At 67.3% G+C, this 11425-nt stretch carries 10 protein-coding genes; 2 read left to right on the top strand and 8 right to left on the bottom strand.

All coding sequences use genetic code 11. The features are described 5' to 3' along the window. The first annotated feature begins 148 nt into the window (after nt 1-148). Complete coding sequence (locus tag QO259_RS04890) at nt 149-1564, top strand: PhoH family protein (protein WP_035476467.1); 1416 nt, start codon at nt 149-151, stop codon at nt 1562-1564. 124 nt (nt 1565-1688) lie between these two features. Here the strand turns inward: QO259_RS04890 and QO259_RS04885 are convergent, their stop codons facing one another. Genes QO259_RS04885 through QO259_RS04875 form a run of 3 tightly spaced genes read right to left on the bottom strand, consistent with a single transcriptional unit; the run spans nt 1689 to nt 3305 of the window. Further along, nucleotides 1689-1928 (bottom strand): hypothetical protein, encoded by a 240-nt coding sequence (locus QO259_RS04885; protein ID WP_285952024.1) that lies wholly within the window; start codon nt 1926-1928, stop codon nt 1689-1691. Between the two features lie 57 nt (nt 1929-1985). Then, complete coding sequence (locus QO259_RS04880; protein WP_285952023.1) at nt 1986-2627, bottom strand: DUF938 domain-containing protein; 642 nt, start codon at nt 2625-2627, stop codon at nt 1986-1988. A gap of 12 nt (nt 2628-2639) precedes the next feature. After that, the gene (locus tag QO259_RS04875) at nt 2640-3305 is read right to left on the bottom strand and encodes an alpha/beta hydrolase (protein ID WP_285952022.1); all 666 of its coding nucleotides are present in this window, start codon (nt 3303-3305) and stop codon (nt 2640-2642) included. A 158-nt stretch (nt 3306-3463) separates the two neighbouring features. On the opposite strand from QO259_RS04875, the gene QO259_RS04870 reads away from it, so the two are divergent. Beyond that, nucleotides 3464-5116 (top strand): alkaline phosphatase family protein, encoded by a 1653-nt coding sequence (locus QO259_RS04870; RefSeq protein ID WP_285952021.1) that lies wholly within the window; start codon nt 3464-3466, stop codon nt 5114-5116. Here QO259_RS04870 and QO259_RS04865 read toward each other — a convergent pair. The 5 genes from QO259_RS04865 to QO259_RS04845 all read right to left on the bottom strand — a co-directional run bounded on the left by QO259_RS04865 (nt 5085) and on the right by QO259_RS04845 (nt 11415). Next, complete coding sequence (locus tag QO259_RS04865; protein WP_285952020.1) at nt 5085-6074, bottom strand: TerC family protein; 990 nt, start codon at nt 6072-6074, stop codon at nt 5085-5087. The two genes, QO259_RS04870 and QO259_RS04865, sit on opposite strands and share 32 nt — an antisense overlap. A 277-nt stretch (nt 6075-6351) precedes the next feature. Beyond that, nucleotides 6352-7218 (bottom strand): formyltetrahydrofolate deformylase, encoded by an 867-nt coding sequence (gene purU, locus QO259_RS04860; protein WP_285952019.1) that lies wholly within the window; start codon nt 7216-7218, stop codon nt 6352-6354. Nucleotides 7219-7314: 96 nt separating this feature from the next. Continuing rightward, complete coding sequence (locus QO259_RS04855; RefSeq protein ID WP_285952018.1) at nt 7315-7995, bottom strand: sarcosine oxidase subunit gamma; 681 nt, start codon at nt 7993-7995, stop codon at nt 7315-7317. Beyond that, nucleotides 7988-11029, bottom strand: coding sequence for a sarcosine oxidase subunit alpha family protein (locus QO259_RS04850; RefSeq protein WP_285952017.1), 3042 nt, complete (start codon nt 11027-11029; stop codon nt 7988-7990). The genes QO259_RS04855 and QO259_RS04850 overlap by 8 nt, the downstream gene beginning before the upstream one ends. Further along, nucleotides 11026-11415 carry a sarcosine oxidase subunit delta gene (locus QO259_RS04845; protein ID WP_106418260.1) on the bottom strand — a complete coding sequence of 130 codons (390 nt, stop codon included), beginning with the start codon at nt 11413-11415 and terminating at the stop codon, nt 11026-11028. The genes QO259_RS04850 and QO259_RS04845 overlap by 4 nt, the downstream gene beginning before the upstream one ends. Between the last annotated feature and the right edge of the window lie 10 nt (nt 11416-11425).

Genomic DNA, 11425 nt, shown 5'->3' with positions numbered 1-11425 from the left:
TGACTCCGTTACGTCAGGGAGGTAACGCCGACACCGTTCTTGCGTCCGACACGACAGTGGCACTGACGGAGTCTCCTGCCCGACATCGACTTGTCACGGCACTCTGTCAGGGTCGAGAAGCCTTGAACTCACAGGAGTGCTTTTGCCGATGGTGCGTATCGACAAGAAAGCGAACAGGCTCTACGTACTGGACACCAATGTCCTGATCCACGACCCCGCAGCCCTCTATCATTTCGAAGAGCATGATGTGGTCATCCCCATGACCGTGCTCGAGGAGCTCGACAAGCACAAGAACGGCATGCGCGAGATCGCTCGCACCGCCCGTCAGATCAGCCGCACCCTTTCCGATCTCACCGCCCACGTCACCCCCGAGGAGATTCAGCAAGGCATTCCCATCCCGCGTGCCAGCGGCGAACCCGCCGGCCGCCTGCGCTTCCTCTGCTATCAGGATCTGGAACCGCTGGAGACCCTGGAGAACTCTCCAGACAATCGCATTCTCGCCGAGACCTGCCGCCTGCGCCGCGACCGCCCGGACGCCTCGGTCATTCTGGTGACCAAGGACATCAATCTGCGGGTCAAGGCCGCCGCGCTCAAGGTGCCGGTGGAGGATTATCTCAGCGACAAGGCCTTCGACGATCTCGACGCCATGATCGAGGGCGCCAAGGTCTACGCCGACGCCGGGCGTGATGGCCACGGCCTGTGGGAGTCGCTGGATGTCGAGGTGATGGTCGAGCGTGCCGAGGGGCACACCCTCTACCATCTGGAAGGCACCATCCCCGAGGATTGGCATGTCGGCATGCTGGTCTCCGACAGCGACAACGGCGCCGACTTCGAGGCGATCGTGCGCAGCCACTCGCCGCGCCGCGCCACCCTGCAGCTGCTCACCAACTACCGCCATCACGACGGTGTCTGGGGCGTCCATGCCCACGACAGCCGCCAGAACTTCGCCCTCAACCTGCTGATGGACCCGGAGATCGACTTCATCACTCTCGCCGGCAGCGCAGGCACCGGCAAGACCTTCATGACCCTGGCAGCGGCTTTCCAGCAGACGCTGGATGCCAAGCAGTTCGAACGCATCGTGTTCACCCGCGCCCCCATCCCCATGGGTGAGGACATCGGTTTTCTGCCCGGCACCGAGGAGGAGAAGATGTCACCGTGGATGGGTGCCTTCCACGACAACATGGACAACCTGCTGCGCGACGAGCGTGAGGGCTCGACCAGCTGGAGCGATGGCGCCACGCGCCAGCTGATCGGCTCGCGGGTGCAGATCCGCTCGCCCACCTTCATGCGCGGGCGCACGCTCAACGATACCTTCCTGATCATCGACGAGGCCCAGAACTTCACCCCCAAGCAGCTCAAGTCCCTGGTCACCCGGGCCGGGCGCAACACCAAGATCGTCTGCCTGGGCAACGTCGGCCAGATCGACACGCCCTACCTCACCGCCAACACCTGCGGCATGGCCGCAGTGGTCGAGCGCTTCCGCAACTGGCCCCATGCCGGACACATCACGCTCAAGAGCGTGGAGCGTTCGCGCCTGGCGCTGGCGGCCGAAGAGCTGCTGTAACCCTGATGTGACCAGACGGCGGGGGCTCGCCCCCGCCGCTCCCGCCACCAAAGACGAATCCCGATAAACGAAGAGCCCCGGCGCCAAGGCCGGGGCTCGGGGGATTGCGTGACGCACCGCCCGCTTATTCGTCGTCGGTAGCGGGCTTCTTGTTATTCATCACATCCTCGATCAACTGCTCGGACTCGCTTCGCGGAGTCTCTTCGAGGATTCGTTCGGCCTTGTCCCAGGCGCATACGTCGGTGTTGCACGACGTGCAGAAGACGCGGTCGTCGGGCTGCTTGGCCTGGGAGACCTTCATCATGTGGCTGCCGCAGTTGGGGCAACCCTTGGGCATCCGGAACTCCACGGAAAAGTCTGACACGGCGTTACTCCTTGTCGGCCGTCGGGAATGAACTTCAGTGTAGTCGAGTCGTGGCGCTCAGGCCTGTGCGGCGCGGCGCCATACCAGACAGAGGTTGTTGGCGGGCATCTCGTGCACCTGCAGCGCCTCCAGTCCGGCCGCGGCGGCCAGCGCTTCCAGCGCCGTCAGATCGCGAATACCCCAGCGCGGATCACGCGCGCGCAGCGCCTCGTCGAAGCGGGCGTTGCTCTCAGCCAGCGGTGTGTCGGCGCGCTTGAACGGCCCGTAGAGCACCAAAAGCCCGCCCGGCGGCAGCTGGCGGCCGGCGCCGGCGAACAGCGCTTCGGCCACCGCCCAGGGCGCGATATGCACCAGATTGAAGGCGCACACCGCGGCCAGCTCCGCGATCTCGGGCCACTCGGCGGTGACATCGAGCGCCAGCGGCGCCAGCAGGTTGGGCGGCGCGGCGGCCTCGCGCCAGGCGGCAATCGAGCGCAGCGCCTCGGGGCTGGTGTCCGAGGGCTGCCAGCGCAGGCCGGGCAGCGCCTCGGCCAGGTAGACGGCATGCTCGCCGCTGCCGCTGGCGATCTCCAGCACGCTGCCACGGGCCGGCAGCACCTGACGCAGGATCTCGCCGATGGGCCCGCGATTGCGCTGCGCCGCCGGGCTCGATAGCCGCGGGTCGTCGGCTGCGCCGCCGATATCGTCCATGCTGTGCATCGCGATACTCGCTCAGCCCAGCCGCGCCTGGAGCCAGGCGGCGATATCGCTGGCCTGCTCGGGGCACAGGCTATGGCCCATGTCGTAGGTGCGATAGTTCACCGGGTAGCCCAGCGCTTCGACCCGCTCGGCACCCTCGCGGCCCAGCGTCTCGGGCACCACCGGGTCGGCGCTGCCGTGATGTACCTCGATCGGCAGTTGGCGATTTTCCTCGGCCAGGGCGATGCTGTCGGCGGTGGCGAAGTAGGTCGAGAGCGCGAGCAGCCCGCCCAGCGGCTGCGAGCACGACAGCGCCGCCTCGTAGGCCACCGCACCACCCTGGGAAAAACCGGCGACGATGATGCGCCGGCTGTCGATGCCGGCAGCGATCTGTGCCTCGATCAGGCCGTGCACCCGCTCGGCAGAGGCGCGCAGCTGAGCGACATCGACCCGCCGCCCCAGATTCATCTCGAGAATGTCGTACCAGGCCGGCATGCTCATGCCGCCGTTGACGGTGACCGGCAACTGCGGCGCATGCGGCAGCACGAAGCGCACCGAAAACGTCGCGTCCAGACCCAGCGCCGGCACCAGCGGCTCGAAGTCGTGACCGTCGGCACCGAGGCCGTGGAGCAGAATGACGCAGGCGTCGGCGGCGCGGCCGTGACTCGGCTCGACGATGAGTTCCTGGGCGGATGGCATGGCGGCTCTCCTGTCGCGTGAATTCGATGGGCGCTAGTCTAACTTGGCTGCCACCACCCTGCCCACGACGATTGCCTGAGCGGCGCGCGCAGCGCCCGAACAATACGCAGTGCTATGCTCGGGCCAAGACTTCCCGCTTACTGGATTCAGGACGAATCATGACGCTTTTCCCCGAGTCGGCCAGCGCCAGGGCCGGCTGGCGCCTGCTGCTGGCGTGGCTGCTGCTCAACGCCCTGCTGCTCACGCCCGAACCCCCCTGGGCGGGCTTCCCGCCGCGCCACTGGCTGGCGCTGGAGGCGCCGCTGCTGCTCGGCCTGCTCCTGCTGATGCCAGCGTCACGCCTGCGCCAATGGGCCTGTGCCGGGGTTGCCCTGATCGGGTTGAGCATAGCCCTGGGCGCGCTCGGCGACGGCCTGATGCAGGCCATGCAGGGGCGCTCGATCAACCTCTATACCGATCTATCGCTGCTGCCGATCCTGATCGAGCTGCTGGTCGCCAATCTGGGCTTGGCGCTGACGCTGGCAGTGACCTGCGCACTGGGGCTGGCGCTGTTCGCGGTGGGCTGGGCGCTGAGCGCACTGCTGGCGGCCAGCCATCGCCCCCGACTCCCGCGCGGGCTGGGGGTAGCGCTGCTGGCCTTCGGTGCCGGCGGCCTGGCGCTGCAGCACGCCGGGCGCCTCGAGGCCACGCGTATCGGCAGCCCGGCGCTGGGCTTCGTGACCTTCGAGTGGCAGCGCGCCATGGAGACACGCCACGCCCTGGCGGCGTTCGGCGGCCAGCTCGAGAACGATCCCGGCGCGCGGGCGCTGCCGGGGCTGGCGGGGGTCGACGTGGTGCTGGGCTTCATCGAGTCCTACGGGGTCGCCGCGATCGAGCGCGAACCGTTCGCCGACGAGATCCGCCCGCGCCTGGCGCGGATGGAGTCCGAGCTGGCCGCGTCGGGGCTCTCGATGGTCACCGGGCGGGTCACCGCCTCGACCCTGGGCGGCCAGTCCTGGCTCAACCATGCCACCCTGCTCAGCGGGCTGCCGATCACCTCGCAGCTGCGCTTCGAGCTGATGCTCAACCGCCACCGCTCGACCCTGGTCGACGACTTCAGCGCCAGCGCCCACCGCACCCTGGCGGTGATGCCGGGGATCATCCGCGACTGGCCCGAAGGCCGCCAGCTCGGCTACGACGAGATCCACACCGCCGACAGCCTCGGCTACCGCGGCCCGCCGATGGGCTGGGCCAGCATGCCCGATCAGTTCACCTGGAAACGTGTCGGCGACTATCTGGATGCGGCCTCGGCAAGCGCCACCGGGGCGTCGTCGCATGCCACCTTCGTCGAGCTGGCCACCCTCTCCAGCCACGCCCCCTGGTCACCGGTGATCACGCTGGTCGACTGGGACAGCGTCGGCGATGGTCAGGTGTTCTCGCGCTGGGCCGGCGCCGGCGACGACTACGCCTCGCTGTGGCAGAACACCGAGGCGATGCGCGCCCACTATGCGCCAGCCATCGACTACGCCCTGCAGGCGGCGGCGGGCTTTGCCGAGCGCCAGGTCGGCGAGCATACGCTGATGCTGATCCTCGGCGACCATCAGGCCGCGCCGAGCATCATCGGCCCGCACCCGGGCCGGGACGTGCCGCTGCACGTGATCAGCGGCGACCCGGCGCTGCTCGCGGGCTTCTTGCATAACGGCTTCCGGCCCGGTGCGTTGCCGCCCGGGCCGGAAGCGGCCATTCCCATGTCGCAGATCCGCGCGCTGCTGCACCGGATCTATGCCGCGCCGCCGGCGCTCAGCCGGCCTGACGCTGCCCGCGGCTCTTGATCAGGCTAGCCACGGTGGTGACCACCAGGGTGCCGACGATGATCGTCATCGACAGCCAGATCGGGATCTCCGGCACCAGGTGCAGCGGCTGGCCGTCGTTGATGAACGCCAGATTGTTGGTGTGCATCGCCTCGATGATCAGCTTGACGCCGATGAACGCCAGGATCAGCGACAGCCCGATGCCCAGATAGACCAGCCGCGACAGCAGCCCGCCGATCAGGAAGTAGAGCTGGAGCAGCCCGAGCAGCGCGAAGGCGTTGGTGGTGAAGACGATATAGGGCTCCTTGGTCAGCCCATAGATCGCCGGGATCGAATCCAGCGCGAACAGCACGTCGGTCATGCCCAAGGCCACGACTACCATGAACAGCGGCGTCACCAGACGCTTGCCGTTGTGCACCGTGATCAGGCGGTCGCGATCATAGGTGTCGGTGGCGGGCAGCCGCTTCTGCACGAAGCGCACGATGGCGTTGGGCTCGTACTCCTCGTTGGCGTCGTGGCCGCCGACGCCCTCGCGCATCAGCTGAAACGCGGTGTAAAGCAGGAACAGCCCGAACAGATAGAACATCCAGCTGAACTGGGCGATCGCCGCCGCCCCCACCGCAATGAAGGCGCCGCGCATGAGCAGCGCGATCACGATGCCGATCAGCAGCGCCTTCTGCTGGTAGGCCGGTGGCACCGCGAACTTGGACATGATGATCAGGAAGACGAACAGATTATCGACCGAGAGGCTCTTCTCGGTGATGAAGCCGGCGAAGTACTCGGCGCCGTGCTGTGGCCCCCAGACCCACCATAGCCCGCCGCCGAAGAGAACGGCGAGGGCGACGAAGAACACCGACCACCAGGCCGCTTCGCGGAAGGTGGGTTCGTGCGGCTTGCGCACGTGGGCGTAGAAATCGAAGACGAACAGTGCAGCGATGCCGGCAATCGTAGCCAGCCAGACCCACAGGGGGACATGCATGAGGAAACCTCCGGTTGACGGTGAACGTCACCGAAAGTCTCTCCCGCTGGCCGCGGCACCCGCTGGGTGCCCGAACAACCGATGATACCGGGGCAATGTGGCCCGTGCTGACGACATCATCGAACCGGCGGCGCAGGCAGCGCCGGCGGTGGGATACTCCCCTTCCGTGCCCGCGCATTGTGGCCCGCTGCGCATTGCGGAGCAAGAAAAAAAGCCCGTGGAAACACGGGCTTTTTCAGCTTTTCGACAGGCGCCGGCTGAGTGCGCCGAGCCGCACTCAGCCGGAGAGCACCACCGTGCGCCCGGCGTGCAGGAAGACGCGCTTCTGCAGGTGATAGCGCACCGCCCGCGCCAGGGTCAGGCACTCGATGTCGCGCCCGCGCGCCACCAGATCTTCCGGGTAGTGGGCGTGGTCGACCGCCTCGACGCCCTGGGCGATGATCGGCCCCTCGTCGAGATCGTCGTTGATGTAGTGGGCAGTGGCACCGACCAGCTTCACACCCTTCTCGTAGGCCTGGTGGTAGGGTTTGGCCCCCTTGAAACCGGGCAGCAGCGAGTGGTGGATATTGATCGCGCGACCGGCGAAGTGGTGGCACAGCTCGGGTGACAGCACCTGCATGTAGCGCGCCAGGATCACCAGCTCCGCCGCACTCTCCTCGACCACCCGACGCACCTCGGCCTCCTGCTCCGCCTTGGTTTCCGGGGTGATCGGCAGATGGTGATAGGGCAGCCCATGCCACGCCGCCAGCGGCTCCAGATCCGGATGGTTGGAGACAATGGCACGCACATCGATCGCCAACTGCCCGGTACGATAGCGATAGAGCAGATCGTTGAGGCAGTGGTCAGTCTTGGAGACCATGATCACCACCGGCAGACGATAGTCCGGCGGGGTCAGCTCGAAGTGCATGTCGAACGCCGACGCCCGCGCTGTGAATTGCTCGCGGAAGTCGTCGCCATTGAAGTCGGTCTGCTCCGGCAGAAAAGCCGCGCGGATGAAGAACTGCCCGCCGCGGTAGTCATCGAAGGAGTGAAGCTCGGTGATATAGCAGCCCTGCTCCTTGAGGAAGCGGGTCACCACGTCCACCGTGCCCAGCCGACTGGGGCACTGGGCGGACAGAATCCAGCTGTTGTTTTCAGAGTGCATGTTGGCTCCCGCTGCGCGCTGTCGAGAAGCCGGACGCTGCTCGACCGGGGCGTCTCGACAGGGCCAGACCCCCGCCACGACGGGGGCGCTCGATGATCAGGGCGACGCGGATTCCACGCGCAGCCCGTACTCGCGTCCGGCATCCCGCAGCCAGCGCACGCAGTAGTCGGCGAAGCTGCGCCGCACCACCAGCTCGAAGCGCTCTTCGCTGGGACGCCGCAGCACCACGCTGGTCTTGGCGAAGACGGTGCCTACCGCCTTGCCCACCGGCAGCCCATGCTCGTGGACATCGTAGGTTACCGACTTCATCAGCAGCTCGCGCGCCTTCTCGCCGGAGAGCTCGAGCAGGGTCTGGCCGCCGCCGACGTTGACGATGGCGAAGTGGGCATCCCCCAGCCGCGCCCGCAGCCGGTTCTCCAGCTCGAACTCTTCGCCAGCGGGCACGATCACCAGCCACTCGTCCGGCGAGACCCACTGCACCGACCGACTGCCCTCGGCATCGAGCACCAGCCCCAGCGGCTTGCCCGGCAGGCTCACCCCGAGTTCGGCGCGCACCGCCTCGTCGAGGGTGATGGCACCGCCACGCAGCACCAGATGACCGAGGAATGGCCGTTCGATCACGCGGATCTGCTCGGCGGCGCCACCTTCCTCGGTGACGCGCCCCTGTACCCGGCTCCACTGCAGCGGCGACTCGGGGGTGACGCCGGCGTCAGCGCCCGGATGCGTATCGAAAGTGGCGGCGTTGCCGCCATGATCTTCAGAACGGGCTTCAGACATTCTGGCGCTCTCCCTTGGGATCGATGAAGACGGTACTCACGACTTCGGCCTGGTGGACACTGCCGTCGGACATCGGCAGATAGACGGTCTCGCCCATCCGGTTGCGTCCGCCCTTGAGCACCGCCAGCGCGAAGCCGCTCTCCAGTACCGGGCTGTAATAGCTCGAGGTGACGTGACCCATCATGGTCATGGGAATCTTCTGCTCGGGGTCGAGCACGATCTGCGCCCCCTCCTCGAGGACCACCTTGGGGTCCTTGGGCTTGAGCCCCACCAGCTGCTTGCGATCCTCGCGGGCGGTGTCCGGACGCGTCAGCGCGCGCTGGCCGATCCACGAGAACGGCTTGTCGTAACCCACCGCCCAGTGCATGCCCAGATCCTCCGGGGTCACCGAGCCGTCGGTATCCTGACCGGCGATGATCAGCCCCTTCTCGGCACGCAGCACGTGCATGGTCTCGGTGCCGTAGGGCGTGAGGTCGTACTTCTCGCCGTGGGCGAACAGCGCCTTCCACACGTGCATGGCGTAATTGGCCTGGACGTTGATCTCGAACGCCAGCTCGCCGGTGAAGGAGATACGGAACACCCGCGCGGGGACACCGGCGACCTTGCCCTCCTTCCAGTCCATGAACTTGAACTGCTCACGGTCGAGGTCGATATCGGTCACTTCCGACATCAGCTTGCGCGCGTCAGGACCGGTCACGGTCATGGTCGCCCAGTGGTCGGTGACCGAGTTGAAGTAGACCTGCAGCTCCGGCCACTCGGTCTGGTGCCACAGCTCCAGCCACTCCAGCACGCCGGCGGCGCCGCCGGTGGTGGTGGTCATCAGGAAGTGGTTTTCGGCCAGGCAGCTGGTGGTACCGTCATCCATCAGCATGCCGTCGTCTTTGCACATCAGGCCGTAGCGCACACGCCCCGGTGCCAGCTTGGCCCACTTGTTGGTGTAGACCCGGCCTAGGAACTCGCGCGCATCCGGCCCCTGGATGTCGATCTTGCCCAGGGTCGAGGCGTCGAGAATACCCACCCCGCGGCGCACCGCGAGGCACTCGCGCGCCACCGCCTCGTGCATCGTCTCGCGCTTGCCGTTGACCCGGCGCGGGAAATACCAGGGGCGCTTCCACTGGCCGACATCCTCGAACTCGGCGCCGTTCTCCACGTGCCACTGGTGCAGCGCGGTATAGCGTTCGGGATCGAACAGATCGCGGCAGTGGCGGCCGACGATGGCTCCGAAGCTGACCGGGGTGTAGTTGGGACGGAAGACCGTGGTCCCCACCTCGGGAATCGAGCGATTGAGGCAGCGCGCAGCGATCGCCATGCCGTTGATGTTGCCCAGTTTGCCCTGGTCGGTGCCGAAGCCCAGCGCGGTGTAGCGCTTGACGTGCTCGATCGACTCAAAGCCCTCGCGGGTCGCCAGCTCCACGGCGGCCGCGGTGACGTCGTTCTGCAGATCGACGAACTGCTTGGGCGCGCGCAGCGGCGGCTTTTCATGGGGAATCTGGTAGAGCGCGCTGGTCGGCGACTCCTGGCGCACCGCGACCTCGGGCACGGCGATCGCCGCGGCCTCCTCGAAGCCCGCCGCACGTGCCGCCTCGGCCCCCACGTCGGCGCCGTCGGTGAGCGTCTCGCCGAGGGCGTAGACCCCATGGGCGCCGCCGGCGACATGCATGCCCTTGACCTCGCCGGGCACGAAGCCGAGCAGGTCATCGCGCCACTGCGGGCGCTTGCCGGTGTGCGAGGCCAGGTGGACCACCGGGCTGTAGCCGCCGGAACTGGCGATGGTATCGCACTGGAGCGTCTCGACCTTGCCGGTCACCACGAAGCGTTCGGTGTCGATCGCTACCACCTTGGCACCGCTGACGCGCTGGCTGCCGGTGGCCTCCATCACGGCGCTGCCGGTGATGACGCGGATGCCGGCGTCGCGGGCCTGCTTGACCAGATCGCCGTCCGGCTCGGCGCGCGAGTCGACCACCGCGACCACTTCGCGGCCGGCCTCCTGCCAGTCCAGCGCCGCGCGGTAGGCATGATCGTTGTTGGTGGAGAGCACCAGACGCTGCCCCGGCACCACGCCATAGCGGCGGATGTAGACGGAGACCGCCCCTGCAACCAGGTTGCCGGGCACGTCGTTGTTGGCGTAGACCAGCGGGCGCTCGTGGCTGCCGCTGGCCAGTACCACGCGGCCGGCACGCACCCGGTGCAGCCGTGCACGCACTTCGCCCTCGCGACCGGCGCCCGCGGCGGTATCGGCGAGGTGCTCGGTGCGCCGCTCGTGCAGGGTGACGAAGTTGTGGTCGTGATAGCCGTTGGCGGTGGTACGCGGCAGCAGCGTGACGTTGGCCAGGCCACCGAGTTCGGCGACCACCTGCTCGGCCCAGGCGCTGGCCGGCGCACCGTCGATCGATTCACGGCTGTCGAGCAGCGAACCACCCATCTCTTCCTGCTCGTCGCACAGGATCACCCGCGCGCCGGCACGGGCGGCGGAAAGCGCGGCGGCAAGCCCGGCGGGGCCGGCACCGATCACCAGCACGTCGCAGTGCTGATTGAAGTGGTCGTAGATATCCGGGTCGGCTTCGGTGGGCGCGCGACCGAGGCCGGCCCCCTTGCGGATGAACTTCTCGTAGGTCATCCACATCGAGGCCGGAGCCATGAACGTCTTGTAGTAGAAGCCCGGGGGCATGAAGCTGCCACCCAGCTTGCCGACCCAGCTCATGACATCGCGCTGCACGTTCGGCCAGCCGTTGGTACCGCGTGCCACCAGACCGTCATACAGCGCCTGCTGAGTGGCGCGCACGTTGGGGACCTGGGCGGCTTCGCTGGCGCCGAGCTGGACGATGGCGTTGGGCTCTTCGGGCCCGGCGGCAGTGATCCCGCGCGGACGCGAATACTTGAAGCTGCGGTTGACGATATCCACGCCGTTGGCCAGCAGCGCGGAGGCCAGGGTGTCCCCGGCGAAGCCGGTGTATTGCTGGCCATTGAAGGTGAACGACAGCCGCCGCGAGCGATCGATACGCCCGCCCTGATTGAGACGGTTGGACTGGGTCATGACGGCGTCTCCTCGTTGAGCCGGCTGTTCTCGGGCTGTGCGCCCACGGTCTGCCAGCCACCGTCGGCGGTCTGCACGCCCTGCTCGCGGCGCACCTCAGCGTTGGCGGCGGTGATGCTCGGCTGCTCGCCCATGCGATAGGTCTCGAGAATCTCGTAGGTCGCGGTGTCGCGGGTGATATTGAAGAACTTGCGACAGCCCAGGCGGTGCACCCACATCTCATGGTGGATACCGCGCGGGTTGTCACGGAAGAACAGGTAGTCGCCCCACTCCTCGTCGCTCACGCTGGCGGGATCGGCCGGCCGGACGAGGTGTGCCTGACCGCTGGGATGAAACTCCTCTTCCTCGCGGTACTCCTGGCAATAGGGACAGAAGATATGAAACATGGTGTGCTCT

Origin of the sequence: Salinicola sp. JS01, from assembly GCF_030284585.1 — a bacterium.
Lineage (GTDB): Bacteria > Pseudomonadota > Gammaproteobacteria > Pseudomonadales > Halomonadaceae > Salinicola.
The sequence above is the reverse complement of the archived record's forward strand: the minus strand, read 5'-3'. Positions and strand labels throughout refer to the sequence as shown.

Coding starts and splice junctions, on each gene's coding strand:
- QO259_RS04890 (WP_035476467.1), top strand. CDS start 149: ATGGTGCGTATCGACAAGAAAGCGAACAGGCTCTACGTACTGGACACC.
- QO259_RS04880 (WP_285952023.1), bottom strand. CDS start 2,627: ATGCACAGCATGGACGATATCGGCGGCGCAGCCGACGACCCGCGGCTA.
- QO259_RS04875 (WP_285952022.1), bottom strand. CDS start 3,305: ATGCCATCCGCCCAGGAACTCATCGTCGAGCCGAGTCACGGCCGCGCC.
- QO259_RS04870 (WP_285952021.1), top strand. CDS start 3,464: ATGACGCTTTTCCCCGAGTCGGCCAGCGCCAGGGCCGGCTGGCGCCTG.
- QO259_RS04865 (WP_285952020.1), bottom strand. CDS start 6,074: ATGCATGTCCCCCTGTGGGTCTGGCTGGCTACGATTGCCGGCATCGCT.
- purU (WP_285952019.1), bottom strand. CDS start 7,218: ATGCACTCTGAAAACAACAGCTGGATTCTGTCCGCCCAGTGCCCCAGT.
- QO259_RS04855 (WP_285952018.1), bottom strand. CDS start 7,995: ATGTCTGAAGCCCGTTCTGAAGATCATGGCGGCAACGCCGCCACTTTC.
- QO259_RS04850 (WP_285952017.1), bottom strand. CDS start 11,029: ATGACCCAGTCCAACCGTCTCAATCAGGGCGGGCGTATCGATCGCTCG.
- QO259_RS04845 (WP_106418260.1), bottom strand. CDS start 11,415: ATGTTTCATATCTTCTGTCCCTATTGCCAGGAGTACCGCGAGGAAGAG.